The organism is Streptomyces sp. NPDC024687 (assembly GCF_055559055.1).
Map to the genome: position 1 here is coordinate 1 of NZ_JBVHLJ010000020.1, position 21,604 is coordinate 21,604.

Sequence of the window (21,604 nt, forward strand, 5' to 3'; positions counted from 1 at the left end):
TTCACGATCTCTCGCAGATCGTGCACCCGCGCTGCCGCTCCAGGTCCGGTCCGTCTCGCCCGCCAGGCGGTGAAGACCGGCTCGATCAGAGCCCATCGGGCATCAGACACGTCACTGCGGTAAGGACGACGCACACTCACGCCCCATCCAACGACCGCCAACAGCACCAGTCACAAAACCATCCCAGAACACCAACTACCTAGACCAGATGCCCTCTAACTGGCCCTAACAAAGCCTCTGGACGTGCCGGTGGGTGATCAGGCAGACGGCAAGTCCGAGGAAGGCCTCGTGGATGTCGTCGCGGCGTTCCCAGCGGATCCGTAAGCGGCGGAAGCCGTGCAGCCAGGAGATCGTCCGCTCGACAACCCAGCGGAAGGTGCCCAGTCCCGTGCCGTGCGGCTGTCCTCGCTCGGCGATCGCGGGCCTGATGCCGCGCTGCCGCAAGAGCCGGCGGTACTTGTCGTGGTCGTAGCCGCGGTCGGCGAAGAGTATGTCCGGCCGTCTGCGGGGCCGGCCGACGACTCCGGCCACTGCCGGAATCTTGTCCAGCAGGGGCAGCAATTGGGTGACATCGTTGCGGTTTCCGCCGGTCAGCGACACCGCGAGCGGGATCCCCTGGCCGTCGGTGATGATGTGGTGCTTGCTGCCCGGACGTGGGCGGTCGACCGGGCTGGGCCCGCTTTTGGGCCCCTGCGGGCGGCCCGGACGTGGGAGGAGTCGATCACCGCCCGCGACCAGTCCAGCTGGTTCTTCGAGCGCAGCGTGTTCAGCAGCAGTTGGTGCAGCTGGTCCCAGACACCGGCCTCGTTCCAGGCCGCCAGGCGCCTCCAGCACGTCATGCCCGAGCCGAAGCCCAGCTCCTGCGGGAGGTACTCCCACTGGATGCCGGTGTGCAGCACGAACAGGATCCCGCACAAGGCCTGACGATCGGGCACTCGCGGCCGTCCCTCGACCTGCTTCGGTGGCGGCTCGGGCAGCAACGGTTCGATGAGCGACCACAGTTCGTCCGACACGATCCACGGCCGCGACTGACGCTTCCCCATGCCCACATCAACGAGCGATCAAGCGGACAGTCACATGATCAACCCGCTTTTGTTAGAGCTAGTAAGGCTGTGGCCGTCAGCGTCCCGGCTCCGAAAGTCGCTGCGCCCGCCGAAGTCGTCCGGCGAAGAAAATGTCTGCGCTCCAAGGGGATGCCTCCCGTGTCTCCCTGGGTGGCTGTGACTGGGCAGTGATGTGTGGCGTGCGCGGCTCGTGTCTGCCGGGCGTGGCCTTCGGAACCGGATTCGGCCGGCACCTTCCCGCGAACCAGTAGTAGTTGCGGGCGACGACCGAGTTCCCACGCAGGCGGCTGTGGCTTGATGCGGTACCTATGCCTCGTGGAGGTCGATGAAGCCCGTGAGTGCCGACGAGCGCGTACGCGAGGAAGAAGTCTCGTGGCGGGTCGCTGTCCCGGAGGCGAGGTCGTAGGAGCCGTTCAGGAGGCGGCCGTCCGCGGTGACATGGGTGCAGACCAGATCGTCGAGCAGTGCGAGGGCCTGCTCGCGGTGGCCCAGCTTGAGCAGGGCCGCCGCGGTGATGGCGGCGGCGGAGGTGTCGAGAGTGCCGCGTCGGCCGGCGGCACGGCTTGCTTCCTGAGGCAAGTACTCATGGCTTCCGCGAGATCGTCGGTGTCGAGACGATGCGCGGCGTCGGCGACGGGCAGCCGCAGCCAGGCGCGACCTCGGCCCCAGCCGGGCAGTACATCGGACCAGGAGAAGTGGCCCTCGCCCACGCAGAGTTCAAGGTGGCGACGCATATGGGACCCTGCCGCCTGAGGGTCCACCGAAGCCAGCAGCGGAACCATACCGGGAACGCCAGCCTGGGCGGGGGCCGCCGGGCCGGCGACGCCCCACAGAAGCGAGGCGGCGGCCAGGGCGACCGACCACGCTCTTCGGTAGCCCTGAGATCTCACGCTGTGCATGGGTTCGCAACCCCTGAAGAAGACATGGCCCGGGAGGGTCTGGAAGGTGCGCGCGGCCGCGACCGAGGTGCTGACTCTCCGCCCGTGTGACATGGCGTTGGGGAGTGTGAAGTGGGACAGGATCAGCGTCAATAGCTTTCAGCGTCCGACAGGTCGGACAGATGCGCCGTGTCAACACCTCCCATGTATCGCGACTTCAGCCCTGAGGGGCGAACTCGTCGGCCAGTAGCGATCTTCGCTTGATCTGGCAATTTCTGTCGAGCACCTAGACAGATCGCTGATTCGTAACCCTTAATACATCCGATGTTGCTTCGCCGAAACATACGCGGTGCGCAAAGCCTGTCAGGACACCGTGCCCTGTCCTCCGAACTGCCGGGGAGAAACCTTGCCTGGAGTCGATCACCGCCGAAGAGTCGCTCGTCGGCATGGCGGTCACCGACGGCGGGCTTCGCCCTTGCGTCCAGGGCCCCGCCCCGAAAGGAAGAGCCGCAGCCCGTCGGTCCACCTCCCGGGCCGGCCCGCAGGTCGCTCCGCCCGACAACGCCCGCGACTGGCAGCCCCGCCGCCTGTCCCCCGGCACACACGACACCCGGCCGGCCCGGAATGTCCCCGCACATCGTCACCGCAAGCAGCGCCGTCGATCCACAGGAGTGCCCCATGTCCGCGTCCAGAATGAATCGCCGTACCTTTCTCGGTGCGGCGGGGGCGGCGACCGCCCTGCCGCTGGTCCCCGGCTTCTCCGGCCTGCTGTCGCAGGCGTCGGCCGCGGACACGCAGACCAACCTGAGCAAGATGGTCGACATGCGGTTCGGCATGTTCAACCACTTCAGCCTGGGCACCTTCACCAACGAGGAGTGGGCGGCGCCGAAGCAGAGCCCCACCGTCTTCGCCCCGCCGAGTGTCAACTGCGCGCAGTGGGCCGACGCGGCGGCTGCCGCGAAGATGAGTTACGGCATCCTGACCACCAAGCACCACGACGGCTTCGCCCTGTGGCCGAGCGCCTACGGCACCCAGAACGTCGCGAACAGCTCCTACAAGCAGGACGTGGTGAAGGCGTACTGCGACGCCTTCCGCGCGAAGGGGCTGAAGGTCGGGTTCTACTACTCGATCTGGGACCGCACCTTCGGCGTCGAGGCGTGGGAGAGCCGGCACAAGGTGACCGGGCTCGAAATCACCGATGCCATCAAGCCCGACCACATGACCTTCATGCTCGGGCAGATTCGCGAGCTGCTCACCAACTACGGCACGATCGACATGTTCATGACTGACGGTTACGCGTGGCAGATGGGGCAGCAGGCCGTCTCCTACCAGCGGATCCGTTCGCTGGTGAAGGAGCTGCAGCCGGACTGCGTCATGATCGACATCGGCGGGCTGTCGGAGCCCTTCCTCAGCGACGCGATCTTCTTCGAGGAGCCACTGGGCGTCACGGCGCCGGCGGGCAACACCTACGCCGGCATGCAGGGACAGACCATCAGCAACGGCTGGTTCTGGCACCCCTCCACCCCGACCGAAGGCCTCATGAGCAGGGCCGCGATCCTCTCGCACCTGGCCGACCTGGAACCGAAGTACACCTCCTTCATCCTCAACTGCCCGCCCAACCGCAGCGGCCTGCTGGACACCAACGTCGTCAACCGGCTCGCCGAGGTCGGCGCGGCCTGGAGCCCCAACACCTCCCGGCCGTCGCTGCCCGCCCAGCTGCTGCGCGCCGAGCACCCCGTTACACCGGTCAGCGCGTACGCCACCGCCTTCCACACCGGCGAGGGACCGCTCAACGCCATCGACGGACTCAGCGACGTCCGCTACGAGACCTGCTGGTCGACCTGGGGACTGCCGACGCCGCTGCCGCAGTCGATCACCATTGACCTCGGCGGCGTGTGGAGCAACGTCTCCACCCTGGAGTACCTGCCCAAACAGTGGAACCGCAACAACTCCACCGACGGCGACATCACCGCCTACACCATCCTCACCAGCACCGACGGGGTCACCTTCACCCAGGTCGCCACCGGCACCTGGGCCGGCAACCAGAAGACCAAGCTGGTCGAGTGGCCCAACCGGAACGTGGGCTTCGTACGGATCCAGGTCCACGCGGCCACCGGCGGCTACGCCAACATCAGCGGCGTCAGGATCGGCGGCCGGTCACTCAAGCCGGCACTGGTGTCCACCACACTGCCCGGTGACGGCACCGTCTACCGGCTGGTCAACCGAAACAGCGGCCAGGTGGCCGACGTGGTGAACAGGCTCACCACCAACGGCACCAAAATCCAGCAGTGGCCCTGGCTCGACCAGACGAACCAGAAGTGGACCTTCATCAACACCGGCGACGGCTACTACAAGATCAAGGGTGTGGGCAGCGGCAAGCTCCTGGAGATCGCGGGTCTCTCCCGCGATGACGGCGGCACCGCCGGCATCTGGGGAGACGCCAGCGCCCCCCAGCAGCACTGGGCCGTCACACCCACCGGTGACGGGCACTACCTACTGATCAACCGCTACAGCGGGCTCTCGCTCGCCGTGGACGAGGCCAGCACCGCCAACGCAGCCGCCGTCGAGCAGCAGCCCTACGCGGGCCGCACCGAGCAGCAGTGGCAGATCATCCCCTCCTGACCCTGACCTCCGGCCCGCTCCTCCTCGGCCTGTTGCGAGGGGCAGCGGTGGCGGTCCCCTGCGGGCGCGAGGCGCCTGGCACCTCGCGGAACGCGTGCCTGATTCCATCATTCCTCCCCACGTCACCATCAATGTCCGGCTGTACTTCCCGGGTTTCACCCAGGCCCGCACTCCTGCCGTACATCAACGCCGCTCTCATGCCGTCCGCGCACACGGCTTGCCCGCACTCGGCGACATGAGCGGCGCCACCGTCCACCTCGCCGGCTCCGGGGCCGCCGACTCGGCCTCCGCCGACGGGGCCGCGCTGGTCCAGTAGACCTGCGGAAGCCGGCTCGACCAGCAGTTCACGCTGCGGAGCGTCACCTCCGGAGCGCCCCAGCCCCCTCGACCCGCACCTCTCCACGAAGAAGACGCGCACGTCCCCATCCAGCAAAGAAGGGCCGCACATGCACACCTCCTCAAGACTCGCCGCCAGACTCACCGCCACGGCGTCCGCCACCTGTCTGGCCGCTGTCGGACTCGCCCTCGTCCCGGCGGCAGACGCCTCGGCCGCGGGCGCGCCGCAGGGCGGCCACGTCTACTCCCTGACGGCGGCCAACAGCGGCAAGAACGCCGCCGTGCTGGGCGACTCCCTGACCAACGGCGCGGCGGTCGTGCAGAAGACCGCCTCCGGCGGCCCCGGCCAGCTGTGGGAGGCGGTCGACCACGGCGACGGCACCTTCTCGCTGGTCAACATCAACAGCGGCAAGTGCATGGACATCCAGAACGGCTCCATGAACGCAGGAGCCGCGATCATCCAGGTGACCTGCACCGGCGCCAACAGCCAGAACTGGACCTTCAGCGGCTCGGCGATCGTCTCCCCCCGCAGCGGCCTGTGCCTGGACGTCTCCGACAACTCCACCGCGGAGGACCACCGGATCATCCAGTACACCTGCAAGACCACGGCCAACGCCAACCAGCAGTGGAGCCTGACCGAGCGCCCGCGCTCCGCCACCTGGGGCCCGGCCATGGTCAGAGGCGGCCAGACCTTCACCGAGCAGACCATCCGGATGGTCGTCCACAACAACACCTCCGGCGCGGGGCTGCGCATCCGACTGTCCAACCTGCGCAGCACGACCGCCCTCTCGGTCGGCGCCGTCACCGTGGCGGTCCAGTCCAGCGGCGCCACCGCGGCCGCGGGCACCACACACACCGTCACCTTCGGCCGGTCGGCCACGCCCACCATCCCCGCCGGGCAGGAACTGACCAGCGACGTCATCCCGATGCAGGTCGTCGCGGAGCAGAACCTGCTGGTGAGCGTCTACCTCCCGGGCACCACCGGCGCCTCCACCTACCACAACGACGCCCACCAGACCTCCTACCTGTCCGCCGCAGGCACCGGCAACCACGCCGCCGAGGAGGCCGCGACGAACTTCACCACCACCACGGCCCGCTGGTTCTACGTCGCCGGACTCGACGTCGTGTCACCCACGGCCAAGGGAACCGTCGTGGCCATCGGCGACTCCATCACCGACGGCTCCAGCGCCACCGACAACACCAACCAGCGCTGGCCCGACTACCTCGCCCGGCGGCTCCAGGCCGAGTCCGGCGGCCAGCGCCTCGGCGTGGTCGACGCGGGCATCAGCGGCAACCGCGTGGCTACCGACAGCCCGTCCGTGCCGCAGGGCATCGCGGCCATGACCCGGTTCTCCCACGACGTCCTGACCCAGCCGGGCGTGAAGAACGCCATCGTGCTGGAGGGCATCAACGACATCAACAACACCACCACCCCCACCCCCGCCGACCAGATCATCGCCGGCTACCAGACCATGATCGACCAGGCGCACCAGGCCGGTGTCCGCATCATCGGCGGGACGATCCTGCCGCACTCCACGCAGACCGCCGACAAGGCCGCCATCCGCGCCCAGGTCAACGACTGGATCCGCACCAGCGGCGCCTTCGACGCGGTCATCGACTTCGACGCGGCGCTGCGGGACCCGGCCAACCCGGCGCGATTGCTCCCCGCCTACGACAGCGGCGACCATCTCCACCCCAACAACGCGGGCATGCAGGCCATCGCCAACGCCGTGAACCTCGCGCTGCTCACCTCCTGAGCGGTGCCCACCTCCCGGACGGCGTAGTTCCGTTCGGTGCCCCCTCTCCGCATACGGGGCACCGGACGGAACGGCCCGTCATCCGTACGCCTGCGGGCAACTGCTGCCGACGATGACGGCCAAGGCATAACCGGCTCCTCAAGGCCATCATGGAGACCGCCGTGGACGACGAGCTGATCACACGCACACCCTTGCCGCATCAAGGTGCCGGTAGGAAACCGCGGCTGAGCGGCGCATCGCCACGCTCACCCAAGTCGACGCGCCGGCCACCGCCGTCGGGATGCAGTGGCGTCTCATGATCTACCTCGGCACCCAACGGTCCGATGAAAAGGCGTACCCGGATATTCGCACTTCGGGCAGAGTCCTTCCTCGCGAGGCAGTCCGGGAGTCGGTGTTCGTTCGCCGTGATCGTCGCCCCCGCGAGCCTCTTTGGGTGCCGTCCAGGGCAACGCGGCCCATCTTGACCATGCCGAGCTTGATCGCGAGGTGCAGTGACTGGGTGAACAGGCCAGCCAGGGCGTTCAGGTGGCGGCGGAACCGGGCGATCGAGCGGAAGTCCGGGGCCCGGTCGGCGGCAGGAACCGGAAGGCGATGTCGTCGGCGCACTTGCGCTGGATCGCCCGGGAGGAGCGGACGCCGGTGGTGTAGCCGTAGATCAGCAGACGCACCATCAGTCTGGGGTCGTAGGGCGGGTAGCCCCGCTTCTCGGTGTAACCGGCCAGGACCGGTCCCAGGTCGAGTATCTCGTCGACCAGGTCCACGACGAACCGGGCCAGGTGCCCCTCGGGCAGCCAGTCGTGCAGCGACGGCAGCAGCAGGGCCTGACGTTGCGGGCCTTGTAGAGGTCGCGGTCGAAGGCCGGTGGTCTGCCGCCGGCTCGGCCGCGCCGCGTCCGGTTGGCCTTCTGGTCCGCCCGTTCGGGGATGACGGCTAGGAGGCCCCGGCGCCGCAGCGTCTGGCGGATCGCCCGTGACGAATACGCTTTGTCGGCGATGACCGCGTCGGGCCTGCGGCGCGGCCGGCCGACGCCGGTCCGGGGCACTCTCACCGCGTCCAGGACCGCGTCGAAGGCGGTGGAGTCGTTGACGTTGCCCGGCGTGACGGGGACGGCCAGGGACAGGCCCCGGCCGTCACAGGCGAGGTGGACCTTGGTGGTCAGCCCGCCGCGGGACCGGCCGAGCGCCTGACGATCCGCCTCGCGTTCCGGATCTTCCAGTTCGTCCCCCGACGCCGCCCCTTTTTGCGGGCGCCGGCCGCGTGCTGGTGGGCACGGTTGATCGTGGAGTCGACCGGCACAGTCCACTCCACCGCCCCGACCGAGTCGTCGCGGACCTGGACCTCCTCGAGCAGGCGGGCCCAGGTCCCGTCCGCCTCCCACCGGGCGAACCGCTCATAGACCGTCTGCCACGGCCCGAACCGTTCCGGCAGATCACGCCACGGAGCACCCGTCCGCAACCGCCACAACACCCTGTTGATCACCTGCCGGTGATCCCGCCACGGACGACCCCGCCCGTCAACACCCGGCACAGCGTCGCTATCCGCGTTTGCCGCGGTCGACCGGTGAGGCGTGCCTGCTGCAGGAGCCGGTAGACCGTGGCCACGGAGTGGTTGCAGACTTCAGCAAGGTCCGGGACCGTGGCTCCGGCCTCGTCTCGGGTCCGCAAGAACACCTCCAGCTTCTACTTCTCGACGGCCCACGCTGCGGCGCGCATCCACGGGGATGCGCCGTGAGCTGGGCAGGGACTCCTCGGGCAGCGGCTCCTGGCCAGTACGCGGTGCTGCATGGGCTCAGCCGGCCGAGCAAGCGCCGCCGGCCGTCGTCGTCCCGAAATGCGGAGCACCGCAAACTGGTGCCCTGCCGGTTTGCGACGTGGCGCTCTTGATGCGTCACCGTACGGATCATCGAAAGAGAAGCTGCATCGGGCTTGAAGCCCGTCGGCCGCACGCGAGGGAGCCTTCCGCCCGGAGGACAGAGAGCCCCTGCGCCCGGCGAAACACCCCCACGACCTGAGGACTCCCTGTCACCTCGTCATGCAGCAGTGCTGTCAGCCGACGATCGCTGGTGTCGGGTCAGCGGACAGACTGGTAGCCAGCCACTGCTCCACGGCCGTGATGTGGACGGTCGCCGCAGCGGTGGCGTGGAGGGCGTCGCGTGACTCAAGTGCGCTGAGGATCTGCTCGTGGTCCTGGTGGGCGTTGTTCAGGGCGTCACTGGTCTGGCCGCCGCGGACGATGCGGACACGCTGTGTGCGGGTGGAGAGCACTTGCAGCAGCATCGACAGCACGGGGTTGCCGACCGCTTCGACGATCCTGAGGTGGAAGGCGATGTCGTGAGCGACGAACTCCTCCACCGTGGCGACGGTCCGGGACCGGTCGAGGATGTTGCGCAGTTCCTTGAGGTCCCGCTCTTTCAGCAGCGCGGCGGCCAGCCCGGTCGCCTGCGGTTCGAGCAGTCGGCGTACCTGGAGCAACTGCAGAGCCGTGTGGCCCTGGGAGACGTCGGCCGCGAAAGAGAGGCTCTCCAGCAGGAGATGGGGCTCCAGGCTCGAGACGTACGTGCCGTCGCCCTGCCGGGTGATCAGGATGCGCATGGCGGTCAGCGCCCGGACTGCCTCGCGCAGGGAGTTCCGGGACAGGCCGAGCTGTCCGGCGAGGATCTCCTCCTTGGGCAGCCGTGAACCGGGCGCGAGTTCGCCGGCGAGGATCATTGCCTTGATCTTGTCGATCGCCTCGTCCGTCAGTGCCACGAGCGTGCCTCTCTGAGTGGTGGATGCGCCGATTGACGGCCTTCCGACCCGGCTCTGGGCCGGCGAAGCCGCCAATCGGCACGCGGTCATTCCTGCTTCTCACCGGAGGCGAAGCGGGAGATGATCAGGGCGACGATGATGATGGCCCCGTTGAGGAACTGGTTCCACAGCGGAGGCACGCCCGCCAGTGTCATGACGTTCACGACCAGCTGGAGGGTCAGCACACCGGTGAGCGCGCCGAATACGGAGCCCTTGCCGCCGTTCAGGCTGACCCCGCCGATGACGGTCGCGGCGAAGACCTGGAAGATCCAGCCGCTGCCCTGGGTCGCGGAGATCGAGCCGTAGTGGCCGCTGTAGAGGATGCCGGCGAACGCGGCGAGGACACTGCCGAGGATGAGGACGATCCACACGATGCGGTCGACACGGATGCCCGCGGTGCGGGCCGCCTCCGCGTTGCCGCCGATCGCGTACAGCGCCCGGCCGTGCCGGAGCCAGGCCAGCGCACTGCCACCGATGGCGAAGAGCAGCGCGCATACCCAGATGGCGGCGGGCACGCCCAGCCAGGACGCCTTTCCCAGGTAGGTGAAGGAGGAGGGCAGCTCGACGATGGACTGGCCCTGGGAGAGGGCGACCTGCAGGCCGCGGAGCATGGTCAGGGCGCCGAGGGTGACGATGAAGCCGTTGAGGCGCAGCTTGAGGATGAGGAAGCCGTTGACGGCGCCGATCACCGCGCCGACCAGCAGACAGAGCGGTACCGCAGTCCACTCGGGGAGGAGGCCGAGCCCGTTGAACCGGCCGCCGCTGGTCGGCAGGACGAGCCAGACGGCGATGACGGGGGCCACGCCGATGGTGGACTCGAGGGAGAGGTCCATCCGCCCCGAAATCAGGATGAAGGTCGTGGCGAGCACCAGCAGGCTCAGCTCTGTGGACTGCTGAGCCACACCGATCAAGTTGTCGGCGGTGAGGAAGGCCGGCGAGACGATGAACCCGATCAGGCCCAGGACGAGGATCGCCGGGACCAGGGACAGTTCACGGAAGCGCCCGAGGTCGACCCGGCGGCGCGCGGCGTCCGCGGCGGCCGGCTCAGCCGGGCTCACTGAGGGCTCGGTGAGATCTGTGGTGGCGGACATGACTACCTTCCGTGCTCGTCTGCGCCGGATGAGGCGGGTACGGCGGATACGGGGAACGTGGTGGCGGGGGGCGCGTCGCCGGAGACCCCCTCGATGGCGGCGACGAGGTCCTCGTCCTTCCATCCGCGGTCGAACTCGGCGACCACGCGCCCGTGGAACATGACGACGACCCGGTCACAGACCTTGAGGTCGTCCAGTTCGTCGGAGACGATCAGCGCGGCCTTGCCGCCCTCCGTAACCTCCCGGATGCGGCCCAGGAGGAAATCCTTGGACTTGACGTCCACCCCGTTGGTGGGGCGGATGGCCACCAGGACGTGAGGGTCGGTGGCCAGCGCCCGAGCGACGACGACCTTCTGCTGGTTGCCTCCGGAGAGCGCGGAGACCGGGGTGGAGGCTCCAGGGGTCTTGATGTCGAGGTCACGGATCATGCGCCCGGCGAACGCCCTGGTACGGGCGGGCAGCACTGTGCCGAACGGGCCGAGCTGGTCGGTGACGGTCAGCGTCGCGTTCTCGGCGACGCTGCGGTTGTTCACCAGGCCCTGGAGGTGGCGGTCCTCGGGGACCAGCCCGACTCCGGCGGTGAGTGCGGACGGCACGCTGCCGGTGCGCACGGTCCTGCCGGCGACCGAGATGCGGCCTGTCGTGGCGCGGTGCAGACCGGCGATCGCCTCACCCACCTGCACATTGCCGCTGGCGGTGGCGCCGGCAAGCCCGACGAGCTCGCCGGCGCGGATGGAGAGGGACATCTCCTCGCAGACGCCAGGCAGTGTCAGGTCGTCGATCGTCAGCAGTTCTGTGGCGTCGGATCGCGCGGCCTGCGGTCCGCCCGCGGTGGCGGCGACCGTGGAGGCGGACTCGCCGGTCATGGCCTCCACGAGTGCCTGGTGGCCGAGTTCGGCGACGGGCGCGGTGAGGATGTGGCTCGCGTCGCGGTAGACGGTGACCGTGGTGCAGAGGTCGTAGACCTCCTGCAGGTGGTGGGAGATGAAGAGGAAGGCGACCCCCTGGCGCTGGAGGTCGCGGAGCTTGTCGAAGAGCCGGTCGATGCCGCGGGCATCGAGCTTGGCGGTGGGCTCGTCGAGGATGATGAAGCGCGCGCCGAACGACAGGGCTCGGGCGATCTCCACGAACTGTCGCTGCTCGACGGTGAGGGCCTTGGCCCGAGCGGCGGGGTCGACGGCGACGCCGTACTCACCGAGCAGTTCCTCGGCACGTCGGCGCAGCTGCTTCCAGCGGATGGGCTGCACCCCTTTGCCGCTCTGCCGGTTCAGGAAGAGATTCTCGGCGACGGTCAGTTCACCGATGATCGTGGAGCGCTGGTAGACGCAGGCGACGCGGGAGCGCCAGGCGTCGATGTCGCCGAAGGCGGGCGCCGGCTCGCCCGAGAACCGCAGGGAACCGGTGTCGGGCTGCTGGAGGCCGGTGAGGACGGACACGAGTGTCGACTTGCCGGCGCCATTGCGTCCGACCAGGGCATGCGACTCGCCCGGGGCGACGGTGATACGGGCGTCACGCAGTGCGACGGTCGCGCCGAATCGTTTGGTGATGCCGGTCGCCTCGGCCACCGGGGCCGGGGTGCCGGGGCCGGTCGCCGGGGCGGTCGCGGTGTCCGCCATGGTGGATACCGTCCTTCTTGTACGGAGGCTGGGGCTGAGGGGCGCGGGTGTGCACCCGGGCCTGCGGGGTGATGCGGAGTGGGCGTCGGGGGACGGGGTGTGCTCCCCCGACGGCGAGCGGGAACCGGCGGTCGTCAGCCGACGTTGTTGCCCCACAGGGACTTGTCCTCGACGTTGTCCTTGGTGATCAGCGGCGCGGGGAGCTGGTCCTCGAGGCCGTTGGGCAGCTTGATGATGGTGGAGTCGTGGTCGGTCGCACCCGGCTTGAAGGTCTTGCCCTCGGCCGCGGCCTTGGCGTAGTACAGCGCGTACTTGGCGTAGAGGTCGGCGGGCTGGGAGATGGTGGCGTCGATCTGGCCCTTGCGGATGGCGTCGAACTCCTGCGGGATGCCGTCGTTGGAGACGATCGAGATGTGTCCCTTCGCGCCGGCCGGCTTGAGCAGGCCCTTCTGCTGGAGCAGTGCCAGGGTCGGCTGCAGGAAGACACCGCCGGCCTGCATGTAGATGCCGTTCACGTCCGGGTTCTGGGCGAGCAGGGTCTGCAGCTTGGCGGACGCCACGTCGCCCTTCCAGTCGGTGGGCAGCTCGAAGACCTTGATCTTCGGGAACTTCGTCTTCATGCAGGCGGCGAACGCCTCGGAGCGGTCACGTCCGTTGATGGAGTCCAGGGCGCCCTGCAGTTCGGCGACTTTGCCCTTGCCGCCCAGCTGCTTGCCGAGGAACTCGCACGCCTTGGTGCCGTACGCCCTGTTGTCGGCGCGGACCACCATGTAGACGTCACCCTTGTCGGGTCTGGTGTCGACACTGATCACGGGGATCTTCTTCGACGCGAGGGTGTCCAGGGTGGCGGCGATGGCACCGGTGTCCTGGGGGGCCATGACGACGGCCTTGGCGCCGGTGTTCTGGAACACCTGCACGTTGGCGACCAGCTTGGTGACGTCATTCTGCGAGTTGCTCAGCGGCAGAGCGTTGATGCCGTCGGTCTTGATGTCCTTCTTCACGTACTCGGCGTAGGAGTTCCAGAAGTCGGAGTCGGAGCGGGGCAGGTCGATGCCGATGGCGGGCTTGTCGCCGCCCGATGCGGCCGAGGTGGTGCTTGCGCGGTTGCACGCGGTGGCGAGGGTCAGCACCGCGAGGACGGTGACGGCTGCGGCGGCAGGACGGGTGTGAGCGAGCTTCATGGCCGTGTTCTCTCCTTAGCCAGGGGCACAGGCCCGCAGGGCGACGGTGGGAGGGGGTGTATGTACCTGCCTGTGGGGAGGGCGAGGTCGTCGGGCGGACAGGTGTCGATCCGGCGCGGAAGACGCGAGAACGTCCCTGAAAGTGGCGGGTGTGAGGGGCAACCGGGGACCGAGGTGCGGAGGCGAAGCGACCGACCGGATATGGGCCGAACCGGACGCACTGGATGTTGCGGCCATTCCTCCGATGTATCTCGGACGACCAGGACGTTACGACGACGTTGCCGCCGTTGACAAGACTTCGCCACCAGAGATTCGCCGGACATCGTGCGCAGGGCGTCGTGGCGTCGTATTGACCCCGGGCGCCACGTTGGCGCCCATCTGGCGTGCGCATTCGCCGGCTTCGTCGGCGAGGGGCGATGCGATGGGGCAGCTCACCATTCGGCAAGGGGGGCCTCCCGGAGGCGCCCCAGGTGCCGCATCCTCGCGGAGCAGTCCATTCCGCATGCAGTCTCACCCGGCCCTCATCAGGGAAGTTAGGCCTTGTGGCCGGTCCATGGATTCATCGGGTGGCTAGCCCGTTGTCACCCACATGGTCGTACGCGATCACAGAGGATCTGCACCTTGGGAGAGTTCGGTGAGGAACGCCGAGCAAATACATCCGAGGTATCCATTGCCAGACGCGATCTCGGCGACCTAAGGTCGCCGTGCCGCCATTCATCCGATGACTGGCGATGTACCGGAGTGAGGGGCCCGCGAGAGCTCACGCTCGGCGCATCGCGGCGGCCCGGCCCGACGGCCGACCACCTCTCAGACGAAACCCCGCATGGCAAGGGAGCTCCCCGGTGAAACTGCTACGAGTCGGCGCCCCAGGTGAGGAGCGGCCTGCGGTCAGTGCCGACGACGGCCGACTGCTGGACCTGTCCTCCTTGACCCCGGACATCGACGGCGCCTTCCTCGCCTCCGGAGGAGTCGACAGGGTCCGCGCGGCCGTCACGGCGGGGAAACTGCCCGAGCTCGACGCGGACGGCCTGCGGGTCGGCGCCCCCGTGACGCGCCCCGGAAAGGTCATCTGCGTCGGGCTGAACTACCGCGACCACGCCGCCGAGACCGGCGCGGCCATACCCCCACGCCCCGTGGTGTTCATGAAGGACCCGGGGACGGTCGTCGGCCCGTACGACGAGGTGCTGATCCCGCGGGGGTCGGTGAAGACCGACTGGGAGGTCGAACTCGCCGTCGTCATCGGACAGCGGGCCCGCTACCTCGACGGACCTTCGGCCGCGCGGGAAGTCATCGCGGGATACGCGATCAGCCATGACGTCTCGGAGCGCGAGTTCCAGCTCGAGTACTCGCCGCAGTGGGACCTGGGCAAGTCCTGCGAGACCTTCAACCCGCTCGGCCCGTGGCTGGTGACCGCCGACGAGGTCGGCGATCCGCAGGACCTCGGGCTGCACCTGAGCGTCAACGGCGTGAAGCGGCAGGACGGCCACACCAGCGACATGATCTTCCCGGTCGACCACATCGTGGCGTACCTGAGCCAGTACATGGTCCTGGAACCGGGCGACGTGATCAACACCGGTACTCCCGCAGGCGTGGCCCTCGGCCTTCCCGGTACCCCCTACCTCCGCCCCGGCGACACCGTCGAGCTCGCCATCGACGGCCTCGGCGCCCAGCGTCAGACCTTCGCCCAAGCGTGAAAGGCAGCACCACCTTGACTGCGATCTCCGCCCGGATCACCACCGTCGACACCTACGACGTCCGCTTCCCCACCTCACGGGAACTGGACGGCTCCGACGCGATGAACCCGGATCCCGACTACTCCGCCGCCTACGTCGTGCTGCGCACCGACGCCGGAGACGGACACGAAGGCCACGGCTTCACCTTCACCATCGGACGCGGCAACGACGTCCAGGTCGCCGCGATCGACGCACTGCGGCCTCATGTCGTGGGCCGTTCCGTCCAGGAGCTGTGCGCCGACCCCGGCTCACTCAGCCGCGACCTGATCGGGGACAGCCAGCTGCGCTGGCTCGGCCCCGAGAAGGGCGTGATGCACATGGCGATCGGCGCCGTGGTCAACGCCGTGTGGGACCTGGCCGCCAAGCGGGAGGGCAAGCCGCTGTGGCAGCTGCTCGCCCACGCCGACCCCGAGTGGCTTGTCTCGCAGGTCGACTTCCGCTACATCGCCGACGCCCTCACCCCCGAGGACGCCCTCACCTTCCTCCGCGAGGGCCGGACGGGGCTCGCGGAGCGTGAGGCGGTCCTGCTGAAGCGCGGCTATCCCGGGTACACCACCTCGCCGGGTTGGCTCGGCTACTCCGACGACAAGCTCACCCGGCTGGCCAAACAGGCCGTCGCCGACGGCTTCACCCAGATCAAGCTCAAGGTCGGCGCCGACCTGGACGACGACATCCGGCGGCTGCGCACCGCCCGTGCGGCCGTCGGAGACCACATCCGCATCGCCATCGACGCCAACCAGCGGTGGAACGTCGACGAGGCGATCGAGTGGACCAGGGCGCTCGCCCAGTTCCACCCCTACTGGATCGAGGAACCCACCAGCCCCGACGACATCCTCGGACACGCCTCCGTACGCAGGGCGGTCGCCCCGGTGAAGGTCGCCACCGGAGAGCACGTACAGAACCGCATCGTCTTCAAGCAGCTCCTCCAGGCCGGCGCCATCGACGTCCTGCAGATCGACGCGGCCCGGGTCGGCGGGGTCAACGAGAACCTCGCGATCCTGCTGCTCGCCGCCAAGTTCGGGGTGCCGGTGTGCCCGCACGCCGGCGGCGTGGGGCTGTGTGAGCTGGTGCAGCACCTGTCCATGTTCGACTACCTGGCGCTGTCGAGCACCACGGAGAACCGCGTCATCGAGTACGTCGACCACCTCCACCAGCACTTCACCGCACCCGTGGTGATCCGCGACGGCCACTACGCCGCGCCGCTGGCCCCCGGCTTCTCCGCCACCATGCGGAAGGAGTCCATCGCCGAATACCGCTACCCGGACGGGACGTTCTGGGTGGCCGACCGCGCCGCTCAGGAGGACGTGACATGACCGGTCTGGCAGGACTCAGAGCCGTCGTCACCGGAGGAGCGTCCGGCATCGGGCTGGCCACGGCCCGCGCACTGGCGGCGCAGGGAGCGGCGGTCGCCGTACTCGACCTCGATCCGGGTGGGGTCGGCGAACCGCTGCTCGGACTCCAGGCCGACGTCCGCGACGACGCCTCCGTGCGCGCCGCCGTGGACGCGGCGGCCACGCAGCTCGGCGGCATCGACATCCTCGTCAACAACGCGGGCATCGGCGCGGTGGGCACCATCGAGGACAACCCGGACGAGCAGTGGCACAGGGTCCTGGACGTCAACGTCCTCGGCATCGTCCGCACCACCCGTGCCGCCCTGCTCCACCTGCGGCGGTCAGCGCATGCCGCGGTCGTCAACACGTGCTCGATCGGCGCCACCGCGGGACTGCCGCAGCGCGCCCTGTACTGCGCCAGCAAGGGTGCGGTCCTCTCACTGACTCTCGCCATGGCCGCCGACCACGTCCGCGAGGGCGTCCGCGTCAACTGCGTCAATCCCGGCACCGCCGACACACCGTGGGTCTCCCGGCTGCTGGACCAGGCCGACGATCCCGAGGCCGAACGCGCGGCCCTCAACGCCCGGCAGCCCATGGGACGCCTGGTGACCGCGGACGAGGTCGCGGCCGCCATCGTCTACCTGGCGAGTCCGGCCGCTGCGTCCGTCACCGGCACCGCGCTCGCGGTGGACGGCGGCATGCAGGGACTGCGGCTGCGCCCGGTGGACCGTTCGTGAGGACCACCACGCTGGGCGGCAGCGCCGTACCGGTCTCGGAACTGGCACTGGGCTGTGCCGCCCTCGGCAACCTCTTCCATCCGGTCACGGATGAGGCCGCCCACGCTACGGTGGAGGCGGCCTGGGACGCCGGTGTCCGTACTTTCGACACCGCGCCCCACTATGGTCTCGGCCTGTCGGAACGGCGGCTCGGCGCCGCGCTGCGCGACCGCCCCCGTGACACTTACACCCTCTCCACCAAGGTGGGCCGGCTCCTCGTGGCGGATCCGGAGGGTGGCGCCGTCGACGACCTCGCCCACGGCTTCGCCGTCCCGGCCACTCACCGCCGGGTCTGGGACTTCAGCGCCGACGGAGTGCTGCGGTCCCTGGAGGCCAGCCTGGAACGTCTCGGCCTGGACCGCGTCGACGTGGCCCTGCTGCACGACCCTGACGACCACGCCGACCAGGCGTTGCACGAGGCGTACCCGGCGCTGGAGCGGCTGCGTGCCGAAGGCGTGGTCGGAGCGATCGGCGTCGGGATGAACCAGTCCGCCCTGCCCGCCCGGTTCCTGCGTGAGACGGACATCGACGTGGTGCTGTTGGCCGGCCGCTACACCCTCCTGGAACAGGACTCGCTCACCGGACTGCTCCCGGAGGCAGCCGCTCGTGGCCGGAGCGTCGTCATCGGCGGGGTGTTCAACTCCGGGCTGCTCACGACCCCCCGGCCCGGCGCCACGTACGACTACGCACCCGCTCCGCAGCCGGTCCTCGACCGGGCGCTGCGGCTCCTCGCGGTCTGCGAACGCCATGGCATGCCGCTGCGTGCCGTCGCGCTGCGCTTTCCGTTCGGCCATCGCGCGGTCGCGAGCGTCCTGACCGGCGCGCGCACTCCTGACGAGGTGCGCGACACGGTGGAGCAGTTGCGGCGCCCGATTCCGGACGCCTTGTGGGACGAGCTGCGCGCCGAGGGCCTGCTGAACCCGGACACCCCCGTCCCGGCACCAACCGGGGGAGCCGCGCCGATCGGGAAAAGCATGCCGTCGAAGGAGCCGTCATGAGGGTCGCCCTGCACACCAAGGTCCGTGCCGACCGCATCGAGGAGTACGAGGCCGCGCACCGGGAGGTGCCCGCGGAGCTCACCGCCGCCATCCGCGCCGCGGGCGTCAGTGAGTGGACGATCTGGCGCAGCGGAATGGACCTGTTCCATGTGCTGGAGGTCGAGGACTACCAGGCGATGATCGCCGAACTCGACAAGCTGCCCGTCAACATCGCCTGGCAGGCCCGGATGGCCGACCTGCTCGATGTCGTCCACGACTACTCCGCGCAGGGCGCGGACGCCTCACTGCCGGTGGTGTGGGAACTGTGACCGGAGCGGGGACCGAGCCCGGCATCGTGGACGCCCACCACCATGTGTGGGACCTGTCCGTCCGCGACCAGGACTGGATCAGCGGAGACGAACTCGCCCCACTACGACGCGACTTCACCCTCGCGGACCTGTCACCGCAGGCCCGCGCGGCCGGTGTCACCGCCACCGTGCTGGTGCAGACCATCACCGTGCCGGAGGAGACCCCGGAGTTCCTGGCCCTGGCCGTCGGCAGCGACCTGGTCGCCGGGGTCGTCGGCTGGACCGACGTGACCGCCCCCGATGTCGCAGAGACCCTCGCGAGGCTGCGCGCGGGTTCCGGAGGGGAGCACCTGGTGGGCATCCGCCACCAGGTGCAGGATGAGCCGGACCCGCGCTGGCTCGTACGTCCCGAGGTACTGCGCGGCCTTTCGGCACTCGCCGATGCGGGACTCGTCTACGACCTCGTGGTGAAGCCCCACCAGCTCGCGGCGGCCGTGGAGGCCGCCGAGCGCCTGCCCGGTCTCCCCTTCGTCCTCGACCACCTCGGCAAACCGCCCATCGCGTCCGGCGAACTCGCCCCCTGGGCGGAGCAGATCCGGCGCCTCGCCGCCCTCCCCAACACCGTCTGCAAGCTCTCCGGCATGGTGACCGAGGCCGACTGGGGCCAGTGGAGCGTCGAGGACCTACGGCCGTACGCGGACACCGTCCTCGACGCCTTCGGACCCGGGCGGGTGATGTTCGGCTCCGACTGGCCGGTCTGCCGGCTCGCCGCCACGTACGCCGAAGTCGTCGCCGTCGCGCAGAAGTTGACGGCCGCACTCCATCCCACCGAACGCCACGAGGTCTTCACCGGCACGGCCGTGCGGACCTACCACCTGCCCGTTCCCGCATCCCCGGTCCCGCCCCAGGAAGCCCCATGCGCATAGCCCTCTTCATCACCTGTTTCAACGACATGATGTTCCCCCGCACCGGCCGCGCGGTGACGGAACTGCTGGAACGGCTGGGCCACACAGTGGAGTTCCCGCAGGGCCAGACCTGCTGCGGCCAGATGCACTTCAACACCGGCTACCGCCCCGAGACCCTGCCCATGGTGCGCCGTTTCGCGCAGGTCTTCGCGGGCTACGACGCCGTGGTCACCCCTTCCGGGTCCTGCGCGGGCATGGTCCGCGACCACCACCGGGTGGTGGCAGCCCAGTTGGGGGACGCCGTGCTCACCTCAGCGGTCGAGCGGGTGGTACCGACGGTGTACGAGCTGTCGGAACTCCTCGTCGACGTCCTCGGCGTCACCGACGTCGGCGCCCACTTCCCACACCGGGTCACCTACCACCCGACCTGCCACTCGCTGCGCATGCTGCGTGTCGGCGACCGGCCGCTCAGGCTGCTGCGCGCGGTGAAGGGCATCGACCTGGTCGAGCTGCCCGACGCGGAGTCCTGCTGCGGCTTCGGCGGCACCTTCGCGCTGAAGAACGCGGACGTGTCCAACGCGATGCTGGCCGACAAGATGCGCCATGTCCTGGACACCGGCGCCGAGTACCTGTGCGCGGGCGACAACTCCTGCCTGACGCACGTCGGCGGCGGTCTGTCCCGGCTGCGTACCGGCGTCGGCACGATGCACCTGGCCGAGATCCTGGCCTCCACGGAAGGGAACGTACGGTGAGCGGTGCCGACAACGTCGTATGGCTGGGCACCCCGGCCTTCCCCGAGGCGGCGCGCGCCGCGCTCGCCGACACCCGGCTGCGCGTGAACCTGCGCCGGGCCACGGGCACCATCCGGGACAGGAGGCTGGCGGTCACCGCCGAACTGGAGGACTGGGAGGACCTGCGGGAGGCGGGGGCGGCCATCAAGCGTCGCACCCTGCGTCACCTCGACCGCCATCTCCTGCGGCTGGAGGAGACGGTGACCGCCGCCGGCGGCACGGTCCACTGGGCGGCGGACGCGGCCGAGGCGAACCGCATCGTCACACGGCTGGTGCAGGCGACCGACGAGAGCGAGATCGTCAAGGTCAAGTCGATGGCGACCCAGGAGATCGGCCTCAACGAGGCGCTCGCCGAAGCGGGCATCCGCGCCTACGAGACCGATCTCGCCGAACTGATCGTGCAGCTGGGCGGTGACCGGCCCTCGCACATCCTGGTGCCGGCCATCCACCGGGGCCGCTCCGAGATCCGCGAGATCTTCCAGCGGCAGATGGGGAAGTGGGGCCGGCCCGCTCCCGAAGGGCTCACCGACGACCCACGCGACCTGGCCGAAGCAGCCCGGCTCCATCTGCGGGAGAAGTTCCTGCGGGCCAAGGTGGCCGTCTCCGGTGCCAACTTCGCCGCCGCCGACACCGGAACCGTGGTGGTCGTGGAGTCCGAGGGCAACGGGCGGATGTGCCTGACCCTGCCGGAGACCCTGATCACCGTCATGGGCATCGAGAAGGTCCTGCCCTCCTTCTCCGACCTGGACGTCTTCCTCCAACTACTGCCCCGCTCGTCCACGGGCGAGCGGATGAACCCGTACACCTCGCTGTGGACCGGCGTCACCGAGGGAGACGGGCCGCAGGACTTCCATCTGGTCCTCCTCGACAACGGCCGCACCGCGACCCTGGCCGACGAGGTGGGCCGCCAGGCGCTGTCCTGCATCCGCTGCTCGGCCTGCCTGAACGTCTGCCCGGTGTACGAGCGCACCGGCGGCCACGCCTACGGCTCGGTGTACCCCGGCCCGATCGGCGCCGTGCTCACCCCACAGCTCGTCGGCGTGGAGAACGCGGCCTCGCTGCCCTTCGCTTCCACCCTGTGCGGAGCGTGCTACGACGCCTGCCCGGTGAAGATCGACATTCCGGAGGTGCTCGTCCATCTGCGGGCGAAGGCCGTGGAGGCCAAGCGGCGGGACCGGCTCCTGCCCACCCCCGAGGCGCTTGCCATGAAGGCCGCAGGTGTGGTGTTGTCCTCCCCGAGGCAGCTGGCAGCGGTCCAAAGGTTCGCAGCCCTCGGCGCCCGGCTGGTGGCCCGCGACGGCCGTATCGGCGCCCTGCCCGGCCCGTTCGCCCGCTGGTCCGCCACCCGTGACACCCCCGCGCCGGCCCGCGAGTCCCTGCGCGCCTGGTGGCGCCGTACAAGAACACGCAGGAAAGAAGACAGCCGTACGACGGTGGGAGAGAAGGGATGAC

16 protein-coding genes and 5 pseudogenes are annotated in these 21,604 nt (G+C 69.3%); 12 read left to right on the forward strand and 9 right to left on the reverse strand.

The window, feature by feature from the left end; all coding sequences use genetic code 11:
* The 3 genes and pseudogenes from ACZ39I_RS40850 to ACZ39I_RS40860 form a co-directional block, all read right to left on the reverse strand.
* Window positions 1–140: pseudogene (locus ACZ39I_RS40850) on the reverse strand (IS5 family transposase); the annotation flags it as partial.
* 85 nt (window positions 141–225) lie between these two features.
* Window positions 226–1,043, reverse strand: a pseudogene (locus ACZ39I_RS40855) (IS5 family transposase).
* A gap of 327 nt (window positions 1,044–1,370) precedes the next feature.
* Window positions 1,371–1,643 (reverse strand): hypothetical protein, encoded by a 273-nt coding sequence (locus ACZ39I_RS40860; RefSeq protein WP_467250708.1) that lies wholly within the window; start codon window positions 1,641–1,643, stop codon window positions 1,371–1,373.
* Between the two features lie 977 nt (window positions 1,644–2,620).
* Between ACZ39I_RS40860 and ACZ39I_RS40865 the strand changes: the two genes are divergently transcribed.
* The 4 genes and pseudogenes from ACZ39I_RS40865 to ACZ39I_RS40880 all read left to right on the forward strand — a co-directional run.
* A complete protein-coding gene (locus ACZ39I_RS40865; protein WP_467250710.1) occupies window positions 2,621–4,564 on the forward strand; it encodes an alpha-L-fucosidase in 1,944 nt (647 codons plus the stop codon).
* A gap of 94 nt (window positions 4,565–4,658) precedes the next feature.
* Entirely contained in the window at window positions 4,659–4,880 is a 222-nt protein-coding gene (locus ACZ39I_RS40870) for a hypothetical protein (RefSeq protein ID WP_467250712.1), read from the forward strand.
* 130 nt (window positions 4,881–5,010) lie between these two features.
* Complete coding sequence (locus ACZ39I_RS40875; protein ID WP_467250714.1) at window positions 5,011–6,657, forward strand: GDSL-type esterase/lipase family protein; 1,647 nt, start codon at window positions 5,011–5,013, stop codon at window positions 6,655–6,657.
* 131 nt (window positions 6,658–6,788) lie between these two features.
* Window positions 6,789–6,991 (forward strand): annotated as a pseudogene (locus ACZ39I_RS40880) (tyrosine-type recombinase/integrase); the annotation flags it as partial.
* 95 nt (window positions 6,992–7,086) lie between these two features.
* On the opposite strand, the pseudogene ACZ39I_RS40885 reads toward ACZ39I_RS40880, so the two are convergent.
* The 6 genes and pseudogenes from ACZ39I_RS40885 to ACZ39I_RS40910 form a co-directional block, all read right to left on the reverse strand.
* Window positions 7,087–7,475, reverse strand: a pseudogene (locus tag ACZ39I_RS40885) (transposase); the annotation flags it as partial.
* Window positions 7,460–8,184 (reverse strand): annotated as a pseudogene (locus ACZ39I_RS40890) (IS5 family transposase); the annotation flags it as partial. The pseudogenes ACZ39I_RS40885 and ACZ39I_RS40890, both read right to left, overlap by 16 nt.
* Window positions 8,185–8,702: 518 nt before the next feature.
* A complete protein-coding gene (locus ACZ39I_RS40895) occupies window positions 8,703–9,404 on the reverse strand; it encodes a FadR/GntR family transcriptional regulator (RefSeq protein ID WP_467250715.1) in 702 nt (233 codons plus the stop codon).
* A gap of 86 nt (window positions 9,405–9,490) precedes the next feature.
* Entirely contained in the window at window positions 9,491–10,534 is a 1,044-nt protein-coding gene (locus ACZ39I_RS40900) for an ABC transporter permease (protein ID WP_467250717.1), read from the reverse strand.
* A gap of 2 nt (window positions 10,535–10,536) precedes the next feature.
* Complete coding sequence (locus ACZ39I_RS40905) at window positions 10,537–12,150, reverse strand: sugar ABC transporter ATP-binding protein (protein WP_467250719.1); 1,614 nt, start codon at window positions 12,148–12,150, stop codon at window positions 10,537–10,539.
* Window positions 12,151–12,284: 134 nt separating this feature from the next.
* Entirely contained in the window at window positions 12,285–13,331 is a 1,047-nt protein-coding gene (locus ACZ39I_RS40910) for a sugar ABC transporter substrate-binding protein (protein ID WP_467250721.1), read from the reverse strand.
* 842 nt (window positions 13,332–14,173) lie between these two features.
* On the opposite strand from ACZ39I_RS40910, the gene ACZ39I_RS40915 reads away from it, so the two are divergent.
* From ACZ39I_RS40915 to ACZ39I_RS40950, 8 genes are read left to right on the forward strand one after another with little or no spacing between them, the layout of a single operon-like run.
* Window positions 14,174–15,025, forward strand: a complete 852-nt coding sequence (locus tag ACZ39I_RS40915; protein ID WP_467250723.1) for a fumarylacetoacetate hydrolase family protein — start codon at window positions 14,174–14,176, stop codon at window positions 15,023–15,025.
* A gap of 14 nt (window positions 15,026–15,039) precedes the next feature.
* The gene (locus ACZ39I_RS40920; protein ID WP_467250725.1) at window positions 15,040–16,377 is read left to right on the forward strand and encodes an L-fuconate dehydratase; all 1,338 of its coding nucleotides are present in this window, start codon (window positions 15,040–15,042) and stop codon (window positions 16,375–16,377) included.
* A complete protein-coding gene (locus ACZ39I_RS40925) occupies window positions 16,374–17,132 on the forward strand; it encodes an SDR family NAD(P)-dependent oxidoreductase (RefSeq protein ID WP_467250727.1) in 759 nt (252 codons plus the stop codon). The genes ACZ39I_RS40920 and ACZ39I_RS40925 overlap by 4 nt, the downstream gene beginning before the upstream one ends.
* Window positions 17,129–18,169, forward strand: a complete 1,041-nt coding sequence (locus tag ACZ39I_RS40930; RefSeq protein WP_467250729.1) for an aldo/keto reductase — start codon at window positions 17,129–17,131, stop codon at window positions 18,167–18,169. Before ACZ39I_RS40925 ends, ACZ39I_RS40930 begins: the two co-directional genes overlap by 4 nt.
* The gene (locus ACZ39I_RS40935; protein WP_467250731.1) at window positions 18,166–18,477 is read left to right on the forward strand and encodes an L-rhamnose mutarotase; all 312 of its coding nucleotides are present in this window, start codon (window positions 18,166–18,168) and stop codon (window positions 18,475–18,477) included. Before ACZ39I_RS40930 ends, ACZ39I_RS40935 begins: the two co-directional genes overlap by 4 nt.
* Window positions 18,474–19,382: an amidohydrolase family protein gene (locus ACZ39I_RS40940; protein WP_467250733.1), complete on the forward strand. Its 909-nt coding sequence runs from the start codon at window positions 18,474–18,476 to the stop codon at window positions 19,380–19,382. Before ACZ39I_RS40935 ends, ACZ39I_RS40940 begins: the two co-directional genes overlap by 4 nt.
* Entirely contained in the window at window positions 19,373–20,113 is a 741-nt protein-coding gene (locus ACZ39I_RS40945) for a (Fe-S)-binding protein (protein ID WP_467250735.1), read from the forward strand. The genes ACZ39I_RS40940 and ACZ39I_RS40945 overlap by 10 nt, the downstream gene beginning before the upstream one ends.
* The gene (locus ACZ39I_RS40950; protein WP_467250737.1) at window positions 20,110–21,603 is read left to right on the forward strand and encodes a LutB/LldF family L-lactate oxidation iron-sulfur protein; all 1,494 of its coding nucleotides are present in this window, start codon (window positions 20,110–20,112) and stop codon (window positions 21,601–21,603) included. Before ACZ39I_RS40945 ends, ACZ39I_RS40950 begins: the two co-directional genes overlap by 4 nt.
* Window position 21,604: the final 1 nt, after the last annotated feature.

Bases quoted from the DNA above. Each gene is read 5' to 3' on its own strand.
- ACZ39I_RS40865 (WP_467250710.1), top strand. From the start codon at position 2,621: ATGTCCGCGTCCAGAATGAATCGCCGTACCTTTCTCGGTGCGGCGGGG.
- ACZ39I_RS40875 (WP_467250714.1), top strand. From the start codon at position 5,011: ATGCACACCTCCTCAAGACTCGCCGCCAGACTCACCGCCACGGCGTCC.
- ACZ39I_RS40900 (WP_467250717.1), bottom strand. From the start codon at position 10,534: ATGTCCGCCACCACAGATCTCACCGAGCCCTCAGTGAGCCCGGCTGAG.
- ACZ39I_RS40905 (WP_467250719.1), bottom strand. From the start codon at position 12,150: ATGGCGGACACCGCGACCGCCCCGGCGACCGGCCCCGGCACCCCGGCC.
- ACZ39I_RS40910 (WP_467250721.1), bottom strand. From the start codon at position 13,331: ATGAAGCTCGCTCACACCCGTCCTGCCGCCGCAGCCGTCACCGTCCTC.
- ACZ39I_RS40925 (WP_467250727.1), top strand. From the start codon at position 16,374: ATGACCGGTCTGGCAGGACTCAGAGCCGTCGTCACCGGAGGAGCGTCC.
- ACZ39I_RS40935 (WP_467250731.1), top strand. From the start codon at position 18,166: ATGAGGGTCGCCCTGCACACCAAGGTCCGTGCCGACCGCATCGAGGAG.
- ACZ39I_RS40945 (WP_467250735.1), top strand. From the start codon at position 19,373: ATGCGCATAGCCCTCTTCATCACCTGTTTCAACGACATGATGTTCCCC.